Annotated in this window: 23 protein-coding genes and 1 tRNA gene; 14 read left to right on the forward strand and 10 right to left on the reverse strand. The window is 64.1% G+C overall.

The window, feature by feature from the left end; translation table 11 throughout:
* Positions 1-81 precede the first annotated feature (81 nt).
* Both CTR53_RS06185 and CTR53_RS06190 read right to left on the reverse strand, forming a co-directional pair.
* The gene (locus tag CTR53_RS06185; protein WP_290810063.1) at positions 82-1677 is read right to left on the reverse strand and encodes a stimulus-sensing domain-containing protein; all 1596 of its coding nucleotides are present in this window, start codon (positions 1675-1677) and stop codon (positions 82-84) included.
* 51 nt (positions 1678-1728) lie between these two features.
* The gene (locus CTR53_RS06190) at positions 1729-2436 is read right to left on the reverse strand and encodes a response regulator transcription factor (RefSeq protein ID WP_290810065.1); all 708 of its coding nucleotides are present in this window, start codon (positions 2434-2436) and stop codon (positions 1729-1731) included.
* A 136-nt stretch (positions 2437-2572) separates the two neighbouring features.
* Here CTR53_RS06190 and CTR53_RS06195 point away from each other — a divergent pair, with 136 nt between their 5' ends.
* Complete coding sequence (locus tag CTR53_RS06195; protein WP_290810067.1) at positions 2573-3007, forward strand: DUF2306 domain-containing protein; 435 nt, start codon at positions 2573-2575, stop codon at positions 3005-3007.
* Here CTR53_RS06195 and CTR53_RS06200 read toward each other — a convergent pair.
* Together CTR53_RS06200 and CTR53_RS06205 are read right to left on the reverse strand one after the other, a co-directional pair.
* Positions 2987-3814 (reverse strand): ABC transporter permease, encoded by an 828-nt coding sequence (locus CTR53_RS06200; protein WP_290810069.1) that lies wholly within the window; start codon positions 3812-3814, stop codon positions 2987-2989. The two genes, CTR53_RS06195 and CTR53_RS06200, sit on opposite strands and share 21 nt — an antisense overlap.
* Entirely contained in the window at positions 3811-4605 is a 795-nt protein-coding gene (locus tag CTR53_RS06205) for an ABC transporter ATP-binding protein (protein WP_290810071.1), read from the reverse strand. The genes CTR53_RS06200 and CTR53_RS06205 overlap by 4 nt, the downstream gene beginning before the upstream one ends.
* A 144-nt stretch (positions 4606-4749) precedes the next feature.
* Here CTR53_RS06205 and CTR53_RS06210 point away from each other — a divergent pair, with 144 nt between their 5' ends.
* From CTR53_RS06210 to CTR53_RS06220, 3 genes are all read left to right on the forward strand, one after another.
* On the forward strand, positions 4750-5679 hold the full coding sequence (locus CTR53_RS06210) for a mechanosensitive ion channel family protein (RefSeq protein WP_290810073.1): 930 nt from the start codon (positions 4750-4752) through the stop codon (positions 5677-5679).
* A gap of 25 nt (positions 5680-5704) precedes the next feature.
* Positions 5705-6727, forward strand: a complete 1023-nt coding sequence (locus CTR53_RS06215) for a patatin-like phospholipase family protein (protein ID WP_290810075.1) — start codon at positions 5705-5707, stop codon at positions 6725-6727.
* Positions 6728-6853: 126 nt separating this feature from the next.
* A tRNA-Phe gene (locus tag CTR53_RS06220) sits at positions 6854-6929 on the forward strand.
* Between the two features lie 22 nt (positions 6930-6951).
* On the opposite strand, the gene CTR53_RS06225 is transcribed toward CTR53_RS06220, so the two are convergent.
* Both CTR53_RS06225 and CTR53_RS06230 read right to left on the reverse strand, forming a co-directional pair.
* Positions 6952-7143 (reverse strand): hypothetical protein, encoded by a 192-nt coding sequence (locus CTR53_RS06225; protein WP_290810077.1) that lies wholly within the window; start codon positions 7141-7143, stop codon positions 6952-6954.
* A 44-nt stretch (positions 7144-7187) separates the two neighbouring features.
* Positions 7188-8018 (reverse strand): alpha/beta hydrolase, encoded by an 831-nt coding sequence (locus CTR53_RS06230; protein ID WP_290810079.1) that lies wholly within the window; start codon positions 8016-8018, stop codon positions 7188-7190.
* 157 nt (positions 8019-8175) lie between these two features.
* On the opposite strand from CTR53_RS06230, the gene CTR53_RS06235 reads away from it, so the two are divergent.
* From CTR53_RS06235 to CTR53_RS06245, 3 genes are all read left to right on the forward strand, one after another.
* Positions 8176-9396, forward strand: a complete 1221-nt coding sequence (locus CTR53_RS06235; protein WP_290810081.1) for an aminotransferase class I/II-fold pyridoxal phosphate-dependent enzyme — start codon at positions 8176-8178, stop codon at positions 9394-9396.
* 78 nt (positions 9397-9474) lie between these two features.
* Complete coding sequence (locus CTR53_RS06240) at positions 9475-11970, forward strand: DNA translocase FtsK (protein ID WP_290810083.1); 2496 nt, start codon at positions 9475-9477, stop codon at positions 11968-11970.
* Between the two features lie 139 nt (positions 11971-12109).
* The gene (locus CTR53_RS06245; protein WP_290810085.1) at positions 12110-12820 is read left to right on the forward strand and encodes a hypothetical protein; all 711 of its coding nucleotides are present in this window, start codon (positions 12110-12112) and stop codon (positions 12818-12820) included.
* Here CTR53_RS06245 and CTR53_RS06250 read toward each other — a convergent pair.
* Positions 12803-13387, reverse strand: coding sequence for a TetR/AcrR family transcriptional regulator (locus tag CTR53_RS06250; protein ID WP_290810087.1), 585 nt, complete (start codon positions 13385-13387; stop codon positions 12803-12805). The two genes, CTR53_RS06245 and CTR53_RS06250, sit on opposite strands and share 18 nt — an antisense overlap.
* 93 nt (positions 13388-13480) lie before the next feature.
* On the opposite strand from CTR53_RS06250, the gene CTR53_RS06255 reads away from it, so the two are divergent.
* Genes CTR53_RS06255 through fghA form a run of 3 tightly spaced genes read left to right on the forward strand, consistent with a single transcriptional unit; the run spans position 13481 to position 16686 of the window.
* Entirely contained in the window at positions 13481-14677 is a 1197-nt protein-coding gene (locus CTR53_RS06255) for an acetyl-CoA C-acyltransferase (protein ID WP_290810090.1), read from the forward strand.
* A gap of 54 nt (positions 14678-14731) precedes the next feature.
* On the forward strand, positions 14732-15844 hold the full coding sequence (locus tag CTR53_RS06260; protein ID WP_290810092.1) for an S-(hydroxymethyl)glutathione dehydrogenase/class III alcohol dehydrogenase: 1113 nt from the start codon (positions 14732-14734) through the stop codon (positions 15842-15844).
* A 2-nt stretch (positions 15845-15846) separates the two neighbouring features.
* Positions 15847-16686: an S-formylglutathione hydrolase gene (gene fghA, locus CTR53_RS06265; protein ID WP_290810094.1), complete on the forward strand. Its 840-nt coding sequence runs from the start codon at positions 15847-15849 to the stop codon at positions 16684-16686.
* Here the strand turns inward: fghA and CTR53_RS06270 are convergent.
* The 3 genes from CTR53_RS06270 to CTR53_RS06280 form a co-directional block, all read right to left on the reverse strand.
* On the reverse strand, positions 16683-17321 hold the full coding sequence (locus tag CTR53_RS06270) for an aspartate/glutamate racemase family protein (protein ID WP_290810097.1): 639 nt from the start codon (positions 17319-17321) through the stop codon (positions 16683-16685). The two genes, fghA and CTR53_RS06270, sit on opposite strands and share 4 nt — an antisense overlap.
* Before the next feature lie 34 nt (positions 17322-17355).
* The gene (locus tag CTR53_RS06275) at positions 17356-18312 is read right to left on the reverse strand and encodes an alpha/beta fold hydrolase (protein WP_290810099.1); all 957 of its coding nucleotides are present in this window, start codon (positions 18310-18312) and stop codon (positions 17356-17358) included.
* A gap of 240 nt (positions 18313-18552) precedes the next feature.
* On the reverse strand, positions 18553-18876 hold the full coding sequence (locus CTR53_RS06280; RefSeq protein WP_290810101.1) for a YbjQ family protein: 324 nt from the start codon (positions 18874-18876) through the stop codon (positions 18553-18555).
* Between the two features lie 81 nt (positions 18877-18957).
* Here CTR53_RS06280 and CTR53_RS06285 point away from each other — a divergent pair, with 81 nt between their 5' ends.
* The 4 genes from CTR53_RS06285 to CTR53_RS21205 all read left to right on the forward strand — a co-directional run.
* Positions 18958-19632 (forward strand): outer membrane lipoprotein carrier protein LolA, encoded by a 675-nt coding sequence (locus CTR53_RS06285; RefSeq protein ID WP_290810104.1) that lies wholly within the window; start codon positions 18958-18960, stop codon positions 19630-19632.
* Positions 19633-19936: 304 nt separating this feature from the next.
* Positions 19937-21106 (forward strand): ADP-forming succinate--CoA ligase subunit beta, encoded by a 1170-nt coding sequence (sucC, locus tag CTR53_RS06290; protein ID WP_290810106.1) that lies wholly within the window; start codon positions 19937-19939, stop codon positions 21104-21106.
* The gene (gene sucD, locus CTR53_RS06295; protein WP_290810108.1) at positions 21107-21985 is read left to right on the forward strand and encodes a succinate--CoA ligase subunit alpha; all 879 of its coding nucleotides are present in this window, start codon (positions 21107-21109) and stop codon (positions 21983-21985) included.
* A 48-nt stretch (positions 21986-22033) separates the two neighbouring features.
* Positions 22034-22188 (forward strand): hypothetical protein (locus CTR53_RS21205; protein ID WP_367158951.1); only part of this gene is annotated, 155 nt, incomplete at its 3' end.

Below are 22188 nucleotides of genomic sequence, written 5' to 3' on the forward strand. Positions count from 1 at the left end.
CGCGCAGCCTGCCGGGGGCTCCGGACGGAGTCAATACATGCCGCGATGACGCAATGCGTGTGGCTTGGTTAACAATGCTGCCTAGAGCGGCAGCCGCACCATGAAGCGGGCGCCGGTCCTGCCATCGTCGCGGTTCTCGGCATGGATATCGCCGCCGAGCGACTGCACGACCTGGCGCGCAATCGACAGGCCGAGGCCCGAATGGAGCCCGAAAGCCTCGCTGGCCGGGCGCTCGCTGTAAAAACGCTCGAAGATCGATTCCAGGTTGTCTGCCGGGATGCCGGGGCCTTCGTCGGCGACGCTGAACATCACATGGCGCGGTTCGCGCTTCACCGTCACCACGATACTGCCGTTCGGTGGGCTGAAGGAAATCGCATTGTCGATCAGGTTGCGTACCACCTGGCCGAGCTGGCCTTCGAAACCGATGGCCAGATACGGACCGGGCTCAATGCACCGAAGTTCGATCTTCGGGCCGGTCTCGGAGAGGCGCGCGGTATAGGTTTCCACCACCGACTGCAACATGGCGGCGATGTCGAGCGGTCTGGCTTCGCTGCGCGCCAGTTCGGCATCCAGACGCGAGGCGCCGGAAATATCGGTGATCAGGCGATCCATGCGGCGCACGTCGTCCTGCATCACCGCCAGCAGGCGCGCGCGCAGCTCGGGCTTTTCCGTGCGCAGGAAGGTTTCCATGGCACTGCGCAGCGAGGTGAGGGGATTCTTGATCTCATGCGACACATCGGCAGCGAAACGCTCGATGGCGTCCAGCCGCTGCGACAATGCCGAGGTCATGGCGCGCAGCACGCTGGACAGGTCGCCGATCTCGTCTTCGCGATGCGAATAATCCGGCAGCGATAGATGCGCGATGCGGCCCTTGGCGGCACGGATGCGTTCGGCTGCCTCGGCCAGGCGATGGATCGGCCGCACGATGACGCCGGCGAGATAGAGCGAGGCCAGCACGGTGAAGCCCAGTACTGCGGCAAACACCTTCAGCACGCCGAGGCGTTCCTCGCGCACGCGGGCATCCAGTTCGGCGCTGTCGACATTCAGCAGCAGGGCGCCCAGCACCTTGCGCAGGCCCTGCACCGGTACCGCCACCGACAGCATGATGCGGCCATCTGGCAGGTCGCGCAGCTGCTCGTTTTCCTCGCCGATCAGCGCACCGCGCGCTTCCGGATAGTCGTTGGCATGCGTGAACGGCAGTTCGACATATTTCGGCAGGTTGAGCGTGGTCATGAACAGGGCGTTGATCTCGTCGTACAGCCGGATCAGCGCCTGCTCCCAGGGCGTGTCGATATTCGGCGGCGGCAGCTGGCGCGTCACCACGCCGCGGCCGGCGGCCAGCAGCAGGCGGCTGTCGGCAATCATCTCGCCATCGGCATCGAACAGCCGGGAGCGTGCGCTCGACTGCGCCGAGAGGCGGCGCAGCAACTGTCGCGCCAGTTCAGGTTCCAGCGTGGGGCTGAATTCCGACGGGCTGATGGCGGATTCGCCCAAAGCGCCGGCGATCAGCCCGGCCTCGTAGCGCAGCGCCGTCAGCCGCGTGTCGATCAGGCTGAGGCGGAACTGGTCGAGATAGAAGAAGGCCAGCACCAGCGCGATGGGCGCGCCAAGATTGATCAGCAGGATACGTCGCGTCAGCGGCGACATCAGCCGCCGGCGCGGAGACGGATCGCTCACCGTCTGGCCTCCATACCGAACACCCCTCCCGCCATCGCTATGCCGCCAGGATCAGGCTGCTTGCTCCTTGAAGCGATAGCCGACGCCATACAGCGTCTCGATGGAATCGAAATTGTCGTCCACCATCTTGAACTTCTTGCGCAGCCGCTTGATGTGGCTGTCGATGGTGCGGTCGTCGACATAGACATTGTCGTCATAGGCCGCATCCATCAGCTGGTCGCGGTTCTTCACATGGCCGGGCCGCTGCGCCAGCGCATCGAGCAGCAGGAATTCGGTGACGGTGAGCACCACTTCCTCGCCGTTCCAGGTGCAGCGATGCCGTGCCGGATCGAGCGTCAGCGCGCCGCGCACCACCAGCTTGTCGGAAGATGTCTCCTCCGCGCCCGGCCGGTTAGCCTCGGCACGGCGCAGTACCGCCTTGATGCGTTCGATCAGCAGGCGCTGGCTGAATGGTTTGGTGATGTAGTCGTCGGCACCCATCTTGAGGCCGAGCACTTCGTCGATCTCCTCATCCTTGGAGGTGAGGAAGATCACCGGCACCTGGCTGACGCGGCGCAGACGGCTCAGCGTCTCCATGCCGTCCAGCCGCGGCATCTTGATGTCGAGGATGACGAGGTCGGGCATCTGCTGCGTCAGGTGGCGCAGCGCCTCGGCACCGTCGTTATAGGTGCGCACCTTGTAGCCCTCGGCTTCGAGGGCAATCGAAACCGAAGTCAGGATGTTGCGGTCGTCATCGACCAGGGCAATCGTCGCGCTCACGGAAGTGTCCTTGGATCGTAGAAAGGTCAGGCAGTAACGGCCAAGCCGCGTGAAAGTGCCGGAAAACCGGTGATCACTGTCACACCAATATAGCAAGCCGCTGGCCGGTTTGCAGGGGGCAGGGCAGGCTCGGGCCATGAATTATATGCCCCTCCTGAACGCCAGTCCCGCGATCCATATCCATCTTGCCGCCACAATTCTGGCGTTGGCGCTCGGCGCCTTCATGCTGATTCGGCGCAAGGGTACCACCTCGCACCGCCTGTTCGGCTGGATCTGGGTGGCGCTGATGCTGGTGGCGGCGATCAGTTCCTTCTGGATCACCGGCCTGCGCGGCGACGGGTTCAGCCCGATCCATATCCTCAGCGTCGTGGTGCTGGTCTCGGTGCCGGCAGCAATCTTTGCCATCCGCAACAGGCGGGTGAACACCCACCGCCGGGTGATGCAGATCGTGTTCTTCAGCGGGTTGGTGCTGCCGGGATTGCTGACGCTGTTGCCGGGCCGGCTGCTCGGCCGGCTGATGACTGACGGGCTGGCGCTACTCGCCCAATCTTCACTCGCCTTGGCCCAGTAGCTGGCCACGGCGGCGCGCCGCCTCGAAGAAAGCCAGGAAGGCCCAGAAGCCGAGTGCGAGATAAAGCGCGTTCAGCGCGAAGGCTCCGATCAGCAGATCGCTGCGCAGCACACCGTCTACCAGCAGCGCGCGCATACCCTCGAAGACGTAGGCCGGCGGCAGCGACCAGGCGATCATCTGCAGCCAGGCGGGCAATACGGCGACCGGATAGTAGACCGCCGCCACCGGCAGGATCAGGAACATGGCGCCCCAGGCGGCGCTCTCGGCGCCGAGGCCGTGGCGCATGATCAGGCCGCAGACAGCCACACCGATGGCCCAGCCGAACATGACCAGGCTGAAGAAGAAACCGGCCAGCGCCAGCCCCATGCCGTAGACCGAGAAATCGAAAAAGATCCAGGCCATGATACTGACCGGGATCATGCCGACCAGCGTGCGCAGCAGGCCCATCATCAAGACGGATGTGGCGAATTCGCCGGGCCGCAGCGGGCTGACGAACAGGTTGCCCAGATTGCGCGACCACATTTCTTCCAGGAAGGAAATCGCCACGCCGAGCTGCACACGGAACATCGAATCCCACAGCATCATGCCGGCCAGGAAGACGCCGAAGGCCTGCGCCACGTAAGAGGTCTTGCTGGCGAGGAACTGGGTGAGGAAACCCCACATGATCATCTGCACGGCGGGCCAGTAGATCAGTTCGACGATCCGTGTCCACGATCCGGCCAGCAGATACCAGTGCCGGCGCAGCATGGCGAAGATGCGCTGCAGGCTGCAGCTGATGTCCTGCGACAGTGTCAAAGGCGTACTCATAATGGCACCTCGCTCAACTCGGCCGCCTTGCCCTGGCCGCGCGCGATATCGAGGAAGACCTGCTCCAGAGTCTGCCGGCCGTATTTCGCCACCAGCGCCGGCGCCGTGCCGCGATCCACGATGCGACCCTGCTTCATCATCAGCACCTGATCGCACAGCCGTTCGACCTCGCCCATGTTGTGTGAGGCGAGCAGGATGGTGACGCCGCGCTCGGCGCGGTATTTCTCCAGCAGGCTGCGCACCCAGTCTGCGGTGTCGGGATCGAGCGAGGCGGTCGGTTCGTCCAGCAGCAGCACATCCGGCTGGTTGATCAGCGCCTTGGCCAGTGCTACGCGGGTCTTCTGGCCGGCCGACAACGCGCCGGCGGGGCGATCCAGCAGCGAGGCGAAATTCAGTTCCTCGGCCAGCTGCTCGATGCGTTTGCCGGCATTCGACACCGCATAGAGCCCGGCAAACACCATCAGATTCTGCCGCACAGTCAGGCGATGCGGCAGGTCGACATAAGGCGACGAGAAGTTCAGCCGCGGCAGGACGTGATGCCGGTCGCGCAGCATGTCGGTATCCAGGATACGGATGCTGCCGGCAGTAGGCTTCAGCAGGCCGAGCAGCATGGCGATGGTGGTGGTCTTGCCGGCGCCGTTGCCGCCGAGCAAAGCCGTGACGCTGCCGGCCGGCACATGGAAATCGATCCCGGCCACGGCATGCACCGGCTTGTCGGTATCGCCATAGGTCTTGGCAAGGCCGGCCACGATGATGGCAGGCTGTACGGTCCGGGTGAGTGTGTCGTCCATGCGAGCGAAGAGATAAGGCGGGGGTACCGCGGTTGTCCAGCCCTGGAAATCTCCCGGGCGATGACAGCACTGCAACACAGTATCTGCGCCGCTGCGTCGGGGAAAGGCTGGCTCCCTGTGCGACAAAACGCTAACGTCCGGCCCATGTCGCGCGAAACACGGCGCTTTCTTCTGGCGCTCCTGATATCGATCTGTCTGGTCTATGCGGTGCTTGAACCGCGCCATGCACCGTTCATGTGGACCTGGCTGATCTCGCCCTATCTGCCGGTCTGGCTGGACAGGCCGTTGGCGATTCTCGCGTGGTTCAGCGTTGCCTGGGTGGTGGCCACCGGTTTCGAGCTGTTTCTTTGGCGCCGCATGTATGGCCAGAGTCTGGTCGGCGTGCCGCGCCAGCGCAAATTGCTGACCGATCTGTTCAATGTGATGCTCTACGTGGCGGCGGCCGGCTTCATCGCCATCGAGACCTTCGATCTGGAGCCGACCGGCGTGTTCGCCACCTCCAGCGTTGTTGCGATTGTCCTCGGCTTTGCGTTGCAGCAGCTGCTGGCCGATATCTTCGCTGGCGTCGCTCTGAATATGGAACGTCCGTTCAAGGCTGGCGACTGGATCACCATGGATGGCGTTCAGGGCATGGTGCTGGAGACGAACTGGCGTGCCACCCATTTGCGCACCCGGACGATGGATCTGCTGGTCGTGCCCAATGGGGTGATCGGCCGCGCCAAGCTGTTCAATCACAACCGCCCGCAAGTGCGACATCTGGATTTCGTCGAGGTCACGCTGCAATACGGCGTTGATGAAGCCGCGCTGCAGGCCCTGCTGAAGGATGCGGCGCTTACCGTCGACGGCGTACTGGCCGATCCGGCGCCGATCATCGCCCTGCATGAACTGAAGGCCGGCGTCATGACCTGGCGCATCTATTTCTTCACCGACGATTTCGGCCGGATCGTGATCATGAAGGCGCAACTGCTGCTGGCCGTCTATGCTGCCTTGCGCGGCGGCGAGCTGAGCGCGTATCTGCCGCGCAACGAAGCATTCCTGCATCTGGACCCGCCGGCGGTGCTGCCGGGCGGCTGATTATTGAAGGATTGGGGATTAGACGATGACGAAGAAGAAAAAGAGTCTGAAGCTGGCTTTGCAGGGTGGCGGCGCCCATGGCGCTTTCACCTGGGGCGTGCTGGACCGTCTCCTCGAAGATGATCGTCTTGAAATTGAGGCCCTGGTGGGTACCTCGGCTGGCGCCATGAATGCCGCCGTGGCGGCCTATGGCCTGGGGCTGGGCGGTCCGGCCAAGGCGAAGGAGCTGCTCGAACTGTTCTGGCGCAAGTCGTCCGAAGCCGGCAAGAAGGGCCCGCTGCAGCCCAGCCCGATCGACAAGCTGTTCAGCATCGGCAACATGGATTTCTCGCCGATGTATCATTTCTTCAATTCGCTGTCGCAGATGATGTCGCCCTACCAGCTGAATCCGTCCAACATGAATCCGCTGCGCGACATCATCGCCGAAGTGGTGGATTTCGAGGCGCTGCGGGCCAACAAGACGGCCGCCAAGCTGTTCATCTGCGCCACCAACGTCAAGAACGGCCGCATCCGCGTGTTCAACCGTGACGAAGTGACGCCCGATGCGGTGATGGCCTCGGCCTGCCTGCCCTTCCTGTTCCAGGCAGTGGAGATCGACGGCAACCATTACTGGGATGGCGGCTATTGCGGCAACCCGCCGATCTTCCCGCTGATCTACGAAAAGGGCACCAACGACATCCTGATCGTGCAGATCAATCCGATCAACATTCCGGACGTGCCGAACACGGCCGCCGCGATCCTCGACCGCATCAACACGCTGAGCTGGAATTCCAGCCTGATGCGCGAGATGCGCGCGATCCAGTTCGTCACCAACCTGCTGGATACCAACGAGCTGAACCGCGAGAAATATCCGCGCGTCTTCATTCACAGCGTCGATGCCGAGGAAACCCTGGCCAAGTTCAGCGTGTCGTCCAAGCTGAATCCGGACTGGGATTTCCTGTGCTATCTGCGCGATCTCGGCCGCGACAGGGCGGAAACTTTCCTGGCGAGCCATTACGACGATCTCGGCAAGGTCTCCACCACGGATATCGTGGCGAAATTCATGTAAATCCGACCTCTCCCGGGGCCTGCGGCAGGTGCAGGGCCCGGGGCTGGACAGGGGTGGGGAATCTGTCTATAACCGCCCGCCGTTACGGGATAAAACCCAGTAACGATGGTATCTCCGGATGCCCGTGCCCAGGTAGCTCAGTTGGTAGAGCAGAGGACTGAAAATCCTCGTGTCGGCGGTTCAACTCCGTCCCTGGGCACCATTTCCCTTCTTTCCAGCCGCAGTCACGCGCCCTTGTCGTCGTCCAGGCTGTCGCGGATCGCCTTCAGCTTCGCATGCAGCGCATCATCGCGGATGCGCGGCAGCAGTTTGTCCAGCTCGGCGACGATCTCGGCAGGCGAGAGATAGCCGCGCCAGGCATCGGGCGCTTCGCCCAGGCTGCAGACCGTTGAACTCGACGGGTTCGGCTTTTCCATTCCCGTAGTCTACCGCAGAAACCGTCCGCTGTCGTGACTGAGTATTACCGCGCCACGGCCTGCTTGATCCAGGCGGCCACCGCATCGCGCGCCACCACCGGCGTGGTCAGGTGATTGGCAGTCACTTGCAGATACTGGCTTTTCGGATTGGACGGCAGTTTGTCGAAGACATAACCGCGGCCGGCACGCAGGAGAGGGTCTTCGTTGCCGATCACCCAGATGACTGCCGTCTGCGCCGGAATCCGCGGCGCAGTCACCGACATTTCCGCATCCGACTCCGCTGCGAAGTAGGACAGGAATGCCGGCGCCGTCATGCGCACCTGCTGTGCGCGGCCCTGATTGATGTCGTTGAAGTTGTGGTGTGTCGTGCTGTCGCCGGCAGCCACCATCCGTCGTGCCTCATCCATGCTGTCGCGCACCACCTTCAGGTTCGGCGATGTGTTGTAAAAATACGGCACATGGCCGGGCGCCAGCAGCACCAGGGCATCGACCTTGCCGTACTTCGCCGCATAGCCCATTGCCGCCGGGCAGCCCATGCTGTGCCCGGCGATCACGATCTTGGTGGCGCCCTTGCCGCGCAGGCTCTGCACATGCGCGTCGATCTCGGCCATGGCCTTGTCCCAGTCGCCGTCGATATAGCGTCGCGCCGACCAGGGCATATCCGGCATCAGCGTGATCATGCCCTCGTCACTCAGCTTCGACTTCAGCCGACCCAGATTCGGATCGTTCTGGCTGCCCGGATTCTTGCCGTGCAGCAGCAGGACGCCGATCTTGTCCTGGGCCTGAGCGTGAACCTGGGCCGGCGGCGCTGCCAGAAGCAAAAAGGCCGCCAGAATCAGAAAAGCCCGGGCGGCCAGTCCGAAGTTAAAGCGCATTGGAATTCCCCCCATTTCAGACGGCAACTATACGCCCGCCTGACTCGGCCGGACAAGCTGCCCGGTATTGCCCCCGGAGTCGCCGCCCCGTAGATTGCGACATCCCCCTCGATGCCCTGATTCGGCTCAGCCGTTCGGGCGCTTGCCTTGGTCCGCCATGCTCAATCCCGGTCTCGACCTTCTCACCGATTATCCCTTCACACGTCTGCGCGCGCTGCTCGATCACGAGCCGATGCCGGCCGGCGTGACGCCGATCAATCTGTCGATCGGCGAGCCACAGCATGCGATGCCGGGCTTCGTCGCCGAGGCGCTGACGCGCGACCTGTCGTCGCTCAGCCGCTATCCGACCCAGAACGGTTCGCCGGACTTCCGCGCCGCCTGCGCCGGCTGGCTGCAGCGCCGCTATCATCTGCCGGACGGTTTGCTCGATGCGGAGAAGCAGATCGTGGCGCTGAATGGCACCCGCGAAGGTCTGTTCATGGTGGCGCAGGTGGTGATCCCGCAGAAGAAGGGGCCTAAAGGGGAAAAGCCGATCGTGCTGATGCCCAATCCCTTCTACCAGGCCTATGTCGGCGCGGCGGCGGCCTGCGGTGCCGAGCCGTATTTCGTGCCGGCCCTGCCCGAGAACGGCTTCATGCCCGATTTCGCCGGCCTGCCGCGCGAGATTCTGCAGCGCACGGCGCTGCTGTATCTGTGCACGCCGGCCAACCCGCAGGGCACGGTCGCCAGCCTCGATTATATGGCGCGCCTGATCGAACTGGCGCGCGAGCATGATTTCGTCATCGCCTTCGATGAATGCTATGCCGAGATCTACACCGACACGCCGCCGCCGGGTGGGCTGGAAGCGGCGATGAAGCTGGCCGGCAGCAAGGCCACGAAAGATGCGCTGAAGAATGTGCTGGTCTTCCATTCGCTGTCCAAGCGTTCCAGCGCGCCGGGCCTGCGCTCGGGTTTCTGCGCCGGCGATCCGGACATCACCCAGACCTTTATCAAGCTGCGCAACTACGGTTGCGCCGGGCTGATGATGCCGGTGGTTGAGGCCTCCACCGCGCTCTGGAACGACGAGGCGCATGTGGAAGCGAACCGCGACCTCTACCGCCAGAAGTTCGACATGGCGCAGAATGTGCTGGGCAACCGTTTCGGCTTTTACCGGCCGCCGGGCGGTTTCTACCTCTGGCTCGATGTCGGCGACCCGGAGGCGGCGGCGCTGAAACTCTGGCGCGAGGCCGGCATCCGGACGCTGCCCGGCAATTACCTGACCCGGCCGGAAAATGGCGGGGAACAGGCCGGAAAATCCTACCTCCGTATCGCCCTGGTCGCCGATCTGGAGACCACGAAGGTGGCGCTTCAACGCATTGGTAACGTTCTCGGGGCTTAACTATTCAGGCTAGGGCGAATCGGCCCGGGTCGGCGGCTCTGTCTGTGCGCCGGTATGGTTAATCGTGTGAGGAACGGCATGGCTGCCAGGTCCAAGAAGAAACGGTCTTTCTTCCCGGAAGGTTTTGACGATTTCCTGCGCCTGCGCGCGCGCGAAGGCGGCGGCATCCTGATCCTCGGGCTGGGCTTCCTGCTGGCGCTGGCGCTGGCCACCTTCGATGTTGCCGATCCCAATTTCAATCACGCCACTCCGCAGGCGCCGCATAACTGGCTCGGCCTGCCGGGTGCCTATATCTCCGACGTGCTGCTGCAGACGCTCGGCCTCTCGGCCTGGCTCTTCGTGCTGCTGCTGGCCAGCTGGGGCTTCCGTGTCGTGTCGCATCGCGGCCTGCCGCGCTGGTGGCTGAATGTGGCGCTGGTCCCGCTCACCCTGATCCTGTTTGCCGCCTTTGCTGCCGCCCTGCCGGTGCCGGCCGGCTGGGTGATGCGCTCCGGCCTTGGCGGCTGGATTGGCGACAATATCCTCTACAACCATTTGGTGCCGGTTGCCGTCACGCTGGGCCTGCCGATCTCGGCGGTGCTGCCGGCCGTGATCTGCTTCGGCTTCGCGGTGCTCAGCTTCTATTTCGCCTCGGGCCTCAGCATGGGCGAATGGCGCAGCATGGGCGCCGGCCTGGGCTTCGGTGCCGCTGCCACGGCTGGTCTGGCTGCGCAGGGTATCTATCAGAGCGGCAAGGTCGCCATGCGCGCCGGCCAGGAAACGCAAGGGTTCTTTGCCCGGCTGAAATCGGCTTTCACCCGCGACAGTGACGACGACAAACCGGTGCTGCGCAAGGCCGAGCCGAGCTTCGGCAAGGCGAAGGCAAAAGCCGCCGCGGAAGACGATTACGTCGATCCGGACGATCTCGATGAGGGCGACGTGGACGACGAGGACGACATGCCGCGTCTTCCGGCCGCGAAGAAGGCCGATGAGGGCCGCGTCACCCGTCGCATCGAAAAACCCAAGACCGGCAGCCGCGCCGCGCGCGAGGCGCAGACCACGCTCAATCTGGGCGATGCCGGCGATTTCGAACTGCCGGAACTGTCGCTGCTCAAGCCACCGCCGGCCGATGCCGGACGCGAAAAGATCAACGAGGATGCGCTGGAGCAGAACGCGCGCATGCTCGAATCGGTGCTGAACGAATTCGGTGTGCAGGGCGAGATCACCAAGGTGCGCCCCGGCCCGGTCGTCACCCTGTACGAACTCGAACCGGCGCCGGGCACGAAATCCAGCCGCGTGATCGGCCTTAGTGACGACATTGCCCGCTCGATGAGCGCGCTGTCGGCCCGCGTCGCCGTCATCCCCGGCCGCAACGCCATCGGCATCGAACTGCCGAATGCCAAGCGCGAAACCGTCTACCTGCGCGAACTGCTGGCCTCGGCCGAATTCGAAAGCCCGTCGACCAAGCTGGGTCTGGCGCTGGGCAAGGATATCGGCGGTTCGGCCATTATCGCCGACCTGACCAAGATGCCGCATCTGCTCGTCGCCGGCACCACCGGTTCGGGCAAGTCGGTTGCTATCAATACAATGATCTTATCATTGTTATACAAACTGACGCCGGATCAGTGCCGTTTCATCATGGTCGATCCCAAGATGCTGGAACTCTCCGTCTATGACGGCATCCCGCATCTGCTGGCGCCGGTGGTGACCGAGCCGGGCAAGGCCGTCGTCGCGCTGAAATGGACCGTGCGCGAGATGGAAGACCGCTATCGCAAGATGTCGGAACTCGGCGTGCGCAACATCGCCAGCTACAACGAGCGTCTGGGCGTGGCGCGTGCCAAGGGCGAGACGCTGGGCCGCACCGTGCAGACCGGTTTCGACGAGGCCGGCAAGCCGATCTACGAAGAACGGCCGATCGATCTCAACCCGTTGCCCTTCATCGTCGTGATCGTCGACGAGCTGGCCGACCTGATGCTGGTCGCCGGCAAGGATATCGAGGCCGCCATCCAGCGCCTGGCGCAGATGGCGCGTGCGGCAGGCATCCATCTGATCATGGCGACGCAGCGCCCGTCGGTCGATGTCATCACCGGCACGATCAAGGCCAACTTCCCGACGCGTATCTCCTTCCAGGTGACCTCGAAGATCGACAGCCGCACCATCCTGGGCGAGCAGGGTGCCGAGCAGCTGCTGGGCATGGGCGACATGCTGTTCATGCCGGGCGCCGGTCGCATCAGCCGCGTGCATGGGCCGTTCGTTTCGGATGAAGAAGTCGAGCGCGTGGTCAAGACGCTGAAGGACCAGGCCGAGCCGGTCTATGTCGAGGCGGTGACTGCCGATCTCGATGGCGGCAAGTTCGGCATGTCGGGTTCCGGTGGCGGCGAGGGCGGCGAGGAAGACACGCTCTACGACCAGGCCGTGGCGCTGGTCTGCCGCGAGCGCAAGGCGTCGACCTCGTTCATCCAGCGTCACCTGCAGATCGGCTACAACCGCGCCGCCCGCATCATGGAACGCATGGAGAAGGAAGGCGTGGTCGGCGGCGCCAACCATGTCGGCAAGCGCGAAGTGCTCGCCCGCAATATCGAGGCGGCCGAGTAACAGCTTCCTGAAATCATTCAAATAAACGATGCCCGACGCAGACTGACTGTCTCCGTCGGGCATTTTCGTGATCGTGAACGGGTGGCCGGAATTTCCGTGGTAAGGTGGCGTTGTTGCTGGCACCTCACGGATGGCTGCCATGACCGACCGACTGCAGCGTTACTGGACACTCTGGACCGCCTCGCTGGCCATATTCATGGCATTTCTGGTTGCCGGCCAGATGGCCAGCACGCGCCGGGTCACCGTCCTGACACTGCAGCCCAATCTCGAGACCCAATTGACCGTCTTCAGTCCGCTCGGCCACGACATCTATTTCGATCTCGGTTTCTCGCGCGGCGCCGCCAAGGGCGACGACGACAGCCTGCGCAGCAGGGAACTGGGCGGTTCGCGCCGCAGCGACAGCGGTGCAGAGATCATCCTGCCGGGGCAGCCCATCGTGATCGAAGCCTCGCTGGACGGCGGCCCGCCGTTACGGCTGCGCGCGACTCCGGCCAATCGGTCCGACCGTTTCATCATCGGCCGCAGCCTGCGGGCAGACGGTATCAAGGCAGCCTCGTTTCCGCCGGATGAACGGGACGGGATTTCAGCGCTCCGGGCGCATCCCGGTATCAACCGTGTGACTTTCCGCGTGCTGCAGGTCGGCCGGCCGCTGCAGGGTGAGGATGTCGAGCTGATCGCCGAGCCGCCGATGCGCGCCAAAGGGCCGCAGCCGGGCTACGGCGTTTTCATCATGGTCTTCTGGCTGCTGCCGGTGGCCATGCTGGCCTTCATCATCACCGCCATGCTGCTGCTGATGCGCGGCGCGAAGCAGGACGGCGTTCGCGGCACGCCCTTAGCCGGCGGCGACTGAGAGCGCAGCCTTGCGCGCATTCGCCAGCGCGCGTTTCGAGGCCGCCGCATCGCTGCGCAGCGCACGGGCCAGCAGTAATCCGCCAACCATGATCGACAGCACCACCTGGGCGCGGTCGTTGCACTGCTGGCGGGTCGGGCCGTCGATCTGCGCCGCGAACAGCGCCAGCAGCCTGGCGATGCCGTCTTCGTAGGCGGCCTGAACCGCGCCGCCGGCGCGTTGCGCTTCCATGCCGACGCTGGCCATCACGCAGCCATGCTGCGGCTGGTCGCGATGCGCCTCGGTCAGATAGGTGTCGATCAGGGCGGCCATCTTTTTACCGACCGGCGCTTTGGCGGTGATCTGCTCCAGCCGGGCGCGCATATGGGCGAAGGCAGACTCTACCGCCGCCGCAGCAAGTGCATCCTTGGACTCGAAATGCCGGTAGAAGCCGCCATGCGTCAGGCCGGCTTCGGCCATCACCTCAGTGACGCCGGTGTCCGCCAGACCGCGGTCGCGGATCATGCGTCCGGCAGTCCGCACGATCTGGCGGCGGGTTTCGGCCTTTTCCTCGGCGGAGCGGCGCATGATGCTCTTTCGCAACTGCAAAAAATAGCGCTTGACGAATAGATGATAGCAATCATCTAATTCAGACGGCAAGAGAAAAGCAGGAGCGCCGTCATGTCCAAAGACACCCCCAAGGATCCCATCGTCATCGCATCCGCCATCCGCACCCCGCTCGGCCGTTTCGGCGGCGCGCTCAGCTCTGTGCCGGGCAACGAACTCGGCGCCGTGGTGATCCGCGAGGCGTTGTCGCGTGCCGGCGTGCAGGGCGAGCAGGTCGATGAAGTGCTGATGGGCTGCGTGCTGCCGGCCGGGCAGGGCCAGGCGCCGGCGCGTCAGGCCGCGCGCAAGGCGGGTCTGCCCGATCATGTCGGTGCGGTCACCGTCAACAAGGTCTGCGGCTCAGGGATGCGGGCCACGATGATGGCGCATGACATGCTGTTGGCCGGCTCGGCCGACCTCATGGTGGCCGGCGGCATGGAGAGCATGTCGGGCGCGCCATACCTGCTGCCGCAGATGCGCTTCGGCCACAAGGCCGGCCATACCAAGGTGATCGACCATATGATGATGGACGGTCTGGAAGATGCCTACGAGCGCGACCGCGCCATGGGTACGTTCGGCGAGCAATGCGCCGAGAAATACGGCTTTACCCGCGCCGAGCAGGATGCCTATGCCATCGAGACGCTGACTCGTGCCCGCAATGCTGTCGAGAACGGTTGGTTCGATGCCGAGATCGTGGCCGTCACGCCGCAGGCCAAGGGTACCGAGACGCTGAGCCGTGACGAGAATCCGCTGAAAGTGAATCCGGAGAAGATCCCGACGCTGAAAGCCGCCTTCAAGGCCAACGGCACGATCACGCCGGCGAGTTCCTCGGCCAATGCCGACGGTGCTGCGGCGCTGGTGCTGGCGCGGGAATCGACGGCGAAGGAAAAGGGCCTGCCCATCGTGGCGCGCATCGTCGGTCACAGCGTGCATGCCCAGGCGCCGGACTGGTTCACCACCGCGCCGATCCCGGCAATCCGCAAGCTGCTCGACAAGACCGGCTGGACCATCAACGACGTCGACCTGTTCGAGATCAACGAAGCGTTTGCCGCCGTGCCGATGGCGGCGATGCGCGACCTCAATATCGGCCATGACCGTCTGAACCTGCTGGGCGGCGCCTGCGCGCTCGGCCATCCGATCGGCGCCACCGGCGCGCGCATCATCGTCACCTTGCTTAACACGCTGCAGCGCTCCGGCGGCAAACGCGGCATTGCCTCGCTCTGCATCGGCGGCGGCGAAGCGACGGCGATTGCGGTGGAGCTGGCAGCCTAGCCAGCGGTAGCCGCGGCCTTTATTCTCCTGCGGTCATACCGCAGGGGAACAGCCATGGACGTCCGCGCCGCCGTTGCCTTCGAGGCAAAGAAGCCGCTCAGCATCGAGACCGTAAAGCTGGAAGGCCCGAAGGCCGGCGAGGTGCTGGTCGAGATCAGGGCCACCGGCGTCTGTCATACCGACGCCTATACCCTCTCGGGCCTCGATAGCGAAGGCAAGTTCCCCTGCATCCTCGGCCATGAAGGTGCTGGCGTGGTGGTCGATATCGGTCCCGGCGTCACCAGCGTGAAGAAGGGCGACCACGTCATTCCGCTCTATACGCCGGAATGCCGGCAATGCGACTATTGCCTCAGCCGCAAGACCAATCTCTGCCAGTCGATCCGTATCACCCAGGGCGCCGGCCAAATGCCGGACGGCACCAGCCGCTTCAAATGTCGTGGCGAGACCGTGTGGCATTATATGGGCACATCGACCTTCGCCAATTATACCGTGCTGCCCGAGATCGCGGTGGCGAAAATCCGGCCGGATGCGCCCTTCGAGAAGGTCTGCTACATCGGCTGCGGCGTCACCACCGGCATCGGTGCCGTGGTCTACACGGCGAAAGTGCAGCCCGGCGCTAATGTCGTGGTCTTCGGCCTCGGCGGCATCGGGCTCAATGTGATCCAGGGTGCGCGCATGGTCGGTGCCGACCGCATCATCGGCGTCGACATCAATCCCTCGCGCAAGGCGATGGCCGAGAAATTCGGTATGACGCATTTCGTCAATCCGAAGGACATGAAGGACGAGGAACTGGTGCCGCATCTGGTCGAACTGACCAAGGGCGGCGCCGATTTCAGCTTCGAATGTATCGGCAACACGAAGACGATGCGGCAGGCGCTGGAATGCTGCCACAAGGGCTGGGGCGAGAGCATCATTATCGGCGTGGCGCCGTCGGGTGCGGAAATCTCGACGCGTCCGTTCCAGCTGGTTACCGGCCGCGTCTGGAAGGGCTCGGCCTTCGGCGGTGCGCGCGGACGCAGCGATGTGCCGCAGATCGTCGACTGGTATATGGACGGCAAGATCAACATCGACGACCTGATCACCCATGTGATGCCGCTGGACAAGATCAACGACGCTTTCGACCTGATGCACAAGGGTGAGTCGATCCGCTCGGTGGTGACTTTCTGATCATGGAGCGCATCAAGAAATGGGCCTGCTTCGGCGGCCAGCAGCAGGTCTGGAAACATCGCTCATCCGTGCTGGGTTGCAGCATGGAAGTCGCGGTCTACCTGCCGCCGCAGGCGAGTGAGAATGCGAAGCTGCCAGTGCTGTATTATCTCTCCGGCCTGACCTGCACCTGGGAGAATATGGTCAGTAAGGCCGGCGCGCAGCGCTATGCCGCCGAGCATGGTCTTATTCTCGTGGCGCCTGATACCAGCCCGCGCGGCGTCAATATCGCCGGTGAGGATGACGCTTACGACTTCGGCTCCGGCGCCGGCTTCTATGTCGATGCCACCGAGGCGCCGTGGTCGAAACATTACCGCATGTATTCTTATGTCACCGAGGAACTGCCGGCGCTGATCGCCGAACATTTCCCCGTCGAGCCTTCGCGCAGCGGCATCTTCGGCCATTCGATGGGCGGTCATGGCGCGTTGATCTGCGCCTTCCGCAAGCCGCAGCTCTATAAATCCGTCTCGGCCTTTGCGCCCATCGTCGCGCCGTCGCAGGTGCCCTGGGGCGAGAAGGCTTTCACCGGCTATCTCGGCGCGGATCGTTCCACGTGGAAAGCCTGGGAGGCCACCGCGCTGGCTTCAGGCACCGAGTGGCGCAGGCCGGTGCTGATCGACCAGGGCATGGCGGATGAGTTTCTCGAGAAGCAGCTGAAGCCGCAGCTGCTGGCCAATGCTGCCGCGGCAGCCGGCATTCCCCTGACCCTGCGCCTGCAGGCCGGTTACGACCACAGCTATTACTTCATCGCCAGTTTCATCGGCGAACATATCGCGCATCACGCGCAGCAGCTGCGCCGCTAAAGACTGCGCGCCAGCACTGCTGCGATTGCATCCAGCCCCGCGGACGGACTGTTCAGCGGCATGCCCTTGCGGCACAGGGCTGCCGCATCGGCCATTGAGGCCTGCGCCAGCGCGACGACGTCGATGCCTTCGCTGAAGGCCTGATCCGCCGCCGCCGCAATCATCGCGAGATACTGCTGCGTCTCGCCGGCGAGAAAGGCGGCCCAGGCGCCGGGCACCAGCCGCAGGTCGATGACAGCCCCTGTCTGCTGCGCGGCTTTCTCGAACAACGCACCGGTCGGTCCGAGCGTGGTCTCGGCGGCGCAGAGCACGGCAACCTTGCCGCCATTGCGGACGGCCTGCCGCGCCAGCGCCGCATCGACGCGCAGCACCGGCACGGCGGCTTTGCCGGCGATGTCTTCTGCGGCTGCGCCGAGCGTCGAGCAGGTCAGCAGCACGGCATCGGCATCGCTGGTGAGGTCGAGCAGGGCATTGCCGGTGCGTGCGGCAAGCTCCGCGGTCACGCCGCCGGCCTGCATGGCCGCAGCCAGCAGATCGGCGCGCACCTGATGCGTCAGCGTCAGGCCGCGCTGTGCGGCGACCCTGGCGAAGACTGCAACGTTACTTTCGGCAGTGTGCAGGCAGGCGATGCGCATGGTGTGTGCTCCAGGCTCAAGCCTAGGGCATCGCTTATGCGGCGTCGATCTTCAGGCCGTGGGCATCCTTCGGGGCTACGCGCTCGACGAAATGCAGCAGCATGGCATGCACGCCCGCATCGCTGATCAGGCGGCGATGGCCGAGACCGTCGAGGATGCGGAAATCGGCGTGCGGCCAGCTCGCCGCATTTTCCTGGCTGTGCTGCAGCGGCACGGTGCGGTCGTCGCGGCTGTGCAGGATCAGGCCGGGCTGGCGCAGGTCGCGCAGCTTCGGCGGCAGATACAACGAGTCCATGCTGCGGCCGATCAGGCGTTCGATACACGTGAAAACCGTCTGCGTCTGTGCCGCATTCAGCCCGAGCATCTTCATCATCGCGCCGGCAAACAGGCGCGGATGGTTCGGCGCAGCCAGAATCGCGTAGCGCTCGGCCGTCAGCCCCATCTCGCTGGCCGCGATCAGCGTCGCGGTGCCGCCGAGCGAATGCGCGATCACCGCCTGGAACGGCTGCGCGGCCGAGACGGCGCCGATCTTTTCGGCTTCACGGGCCACGGCGGCGATACCGGCGGCCAGGATCGGCAGGCCGGTATAGTCGGCCGGCGAACGGCCATGGCCCGGAAGGTCGGGGGCGATCACGCGGTAGCCGCGTGCCACCAGCTGATCGATCAGGGCGGCCCAGCTCAGATGATCGTCTTCCCAGCCATGTACCAGCAGGACGGCCGGGGTGCCCGGCGCGGTGGGGCCGAAACTCCAGGCTGCGACCGGTCCTGACAGCGGGCTCTCGGCGGCGAAGGGGGTTTCACGTGAAACATACCGGGAACGGTCGCTCGCGGGGCGGCGCCAGGGCTGGAGGAACAGGCGGGCGGCATGATTGGCGCCCCACCCGGGTGCGATCCGGAAACTGAGCCGGACCAGTTCGCGCCGGATCAGGCCGTTAATTAATGCACGAACATTCGTACTTTTATATAGTGAAGTTTTGGCTGGCTGGGTCATGGCGTCACCTGAGACACGGGAGAATGATGCCAACCATATAGAACGGTCGTTCGATTTTCAAGCCTGACATTTTGCGAACTTTTGTTCGCTCAGCGGACAAAGCGATACCGGTCTTGTCTCTTGCTTGAGGCCAACCATGGCCGGGCCCAGGAAGATTTCTTGGCCGGCCATCCACGTCTTTTTACGCCGAATAAGGAAGGCGTGGATGCCCGGCACGAGGTCGGGCATGACGGATGTGGGTTAGCCCAGTTTCACCGCCGTGCCGCTGGCCGCCACCATCAGCATCTGCTTGTCGCTGCCGCCGATCTGCTGGTAGTCGAGGTCCATGCCGACCACGGCGTCGGCGCCGAGGCTTTTGGCTTCCTCGACCATTGATTCGAGCGCCAGTGTCTTGGCCTTGCGCAGTTCCTTCTCGTAACTGCCGGAACGGCCGCCGAGGATGTCGGTGATGCCGGCGAAGAAATCGCGAAAGATATTGGTGCCCATCACGGCTTCGCCGGCCACGATGCCGAGATAGCCGGTGATTTTGCGGCCTTCCACGCTGTCGGTCGTCGTCAGGATCATGGCGTCCCCCTTGGCTATGAGGGCCACAGTTTACGCAGGATGCCTTGATTTCGCCACGTGCCGGAGATACCGCTTGGCGCCATGACCAATCGCCGCGCCTTCCTGCTCGCCATGGCCGTTGCCGCTACCGCCGCGCAACTGCCGCTCGCCGCCGCCTATGCCGCGGCCCCCAGCGGCTCGGCCAAACTGACCGATACCGACAGGGCCGATCTCAAGCGGATTGCCGATTACTTCAACACCGTGCGCAGCATGCGCGGACGCTTCCTGCAGGTGGCGCCGGATGGCTCTGCTGCCGAGGGCAAGATCTACATGACCCGCCCGGGCCGCTTCCGCTTCGAATTCGATCCGCCGGTACCGATGCTGATCGTGTCGGACGGCGCCTATATCGTGATGGAAGACAAGGAACTGAAATCGGTGGAGCGTATCCCGCTCGGCGCCACGCCGCTGGATCTGCTGCTGCGCGAGAAGGTCAGCTTCGAGGACAAGGATGTCGGCATCGCCAAGGTCGAGCGCGGCGCCGCGATCCTGCGCGTGACGCTGTTTGCGCCGGAGCGGCCGAAGGAAGGCTCGCTGACTGTCGTGTTCGGCGACAAGCCGCTGGAATTCGCCGGCTGGATCGTCACCGATGCCCAGGGCAAGGATACTGCGGTTACCCTGTCGCAGATCGATTTCAACCCGTCGCCGGCGATCAGCACGCGCCTCTACAACTATGGCGACGGGACCGCCGCCGGCCGCGCCCTGCAGCAGCGCCGCTGAGCCGTTTTCCACCCTGACCGAAGGGCTGTCGCGACCTGTCCGCCGGGACAGCTTTCCGCGCACGTCATGCAGGCCTGGCATCCGGTCCGGATTTCCACAGTCCGGACCCGGTAACCAGTTGGGTAGCTGGGGCCTGCATTCCACATGCCCCTAAGCCCGCAAGTCTGTGAACTTTCGTCCAAAACCCCGATTTTCCGATGCCGCAGCGGTTGCGGCTTTTCGGAAGGTTGCTATAACCTCGGCCCCGAACGGCAATCAAAGAAACCCCGGCTTTTCGCCCAGGTTTCATAACCCGTAGGTCAGCATGAACATCCATGAATACCAGGCGAAAAGCCTGCTCGCGAAATACGGTGTCGCCGTGCCGCGCGGCGGCGTCGCTTTCACGGCCGATGAGGCCGTCACTGTCGCCAAGCAGCTCGGCGGTCCGGTCTGGGTGGTGAAGGCCCAGATCCATGCCGGCGGTCGCGGCAAGGGCGGCGGCGTCAAGGTGGTCAAGTCGGTCGACGACGTGGCGGCCCAGTCCAAGGCGATCCTCGGCATGACCCTGGTGACGCACCAGACCGGTCCCGAAGGCAAGCTGGTCAAGCGCCTGTATATCGAGGAAGGCTGCGACATCAAGCGCGAGCTCTATCTGAGCTTCCTGGTCGATCGCGCCACCTCGCGCATCACCGTGATGGCCTCGACCGAGGGCGGCATGGAGATCGAAGAGGTTGCGGCCTCGCATCCCGAGAAGATCCTGAAGGTCGCCATCGATCCGGCGACCGGCATGCAGCCGCATCACGCCCGCCAGATCGCTTTCGGCCTCGGCCTCGAAGGTAAGCAGATCAACTCGGCGGTGAAGTTCATGCAGGCGATGTACGAGGCTTTCGTGTCGCTCGATGCTTCCATCGTCGAAATCAACCCGCTGGTCGTCACCGGCGCCGGCGAGATGATCGCGCTGGATGCCAAGATGAACTTCGACGACAACGCGCTGTACCGCCACAAGGACGTGGAAGACATGCGCGACCCGGACGAGGAAGACGCGTCCGAACTCGAAGCCGCCAAATGGTCGCTGAACTACGTCAAGCTGGACGGCGAGATCGGCTGCATGGTCAACGGCGCCGGCCTTGCCATGGCCACCATGGACATCATCAAGCTGTACGGCTCCGAGCCGGCCAACTTCCTCGATGTCGGCGGCGGCGCCACCAAGGAACGCGTCACCGCGGCCTTCAAGATCATTCTTGGCGACAAGAATGTGAAGGGCATCCTGGTCAACATCTTCGGCGGCATCATGCGCTGCGACATCATCGCCGAAGGCGTGGTGGCGGCGGCCCGCGAAGTGAAGCTGGCCGTGCCGCTGGTGGTTCGCCTCGAAGGCACCAATGTCGATCTGGGCAAGAAGATCATGGCCGAGAGCGGCCTGCCGATCATCTCTGCCGACAATCTCGCCGACGCCGCCGACAAGGTGGTGAAGGCCGTGAAGGGAGCCAAGTAAATGGCTGTTCTCGTCAACAAGGACACCAAGGTTATCTGCCAGGGCATCACCGGCAGCCAGGGGACCTTCCATTCCGAACAGGCGATTGCCTACGGCACCAAGATGGTCGGCGGCGTGACGCCGGGCAAGGGCGGCACGCAGCATATCGGCCTGCCGGTGTTCAACACGGTTGCCGATGCGGTCGAGAAGACCGGCGCCAATGCGTCGGTGATCTACGTGCCGCCGCCGTTCGCGGCGGATTCCATCATGGAAGCCATCGCGGCGGAAATCCCGCTGGTGGTCTGCATCACCGAGGGCATCCCGGTGCTCGACATGGTGAAGGTGAAGCGCGCCCTGACCGGCTCGAAGACCCGCCTGATCGGTCCGAACTGCCCCGGCGTGATCACGCCGGGCGAATGCAAGATCGGCATCATGCCGGGCCATATCCATCGCCGCGGCAAGGTCGGCATCGTGTCGCGCTCCGGCACGCTGACCTATGAAGCGGTGGCGCAGACCACGGCGGCCGGCCTCGGCCAGACCACCTGCATTGGCATCGGTGGTGACCCCGTCAACGGCACCAACTTCATCGACGCGCTCGACCTGTTCCTTGGCGACAAGGAAACCGAATGCATCATCATGATCGGCGAAATCGGCGGCAGCGCCGAGGAAGAAGCCGCCGAGTTCCTGATGAAGTCGAAGGTGAAGAAGCCGACGGTCGGCTTCATCGCCGGTCGTACCGCGCCTCCGGGTCGCCGCATGGGTCATGCCGGCGCGATCATCTCGGGCGGCAAGGGCGATGCGAATACCAAGCTGGAGGCCATGCGATCGGCCGGCATCCGAGTTTCGGAAAGCCCGGCAGCGCTCGGCACCACCCTGGTTGAACTGTTGAACGGCAAGTAACAGGAACACAGAGGGCGGCGCCGGCCAACAAGCGGCGCCACGACATCAATGACGGCGCAGCTTGAACGCACGCAATTCCTCTACGGTGGCAACAGCACCTTCGTCGAGGAGCTGTACGCCAAGTACGTAGCCAACCCCGACAGTGTCGATGCTTCCTGGAAGCAGTTCTTCGAGGCACTGGGCGACGACTTCAGCCAGCCGAA

The organism is Ferrovibrio sp. (genome assembly GCF_002796975.1).
In the GTDB taxonomy this organism is placed as follows: domain Bacteria; phylum Pseudomonadota; class Alphaproteobacteria; order Ferrovibrionales; family Ferrovibrionaceae; genus Ferrovibrio.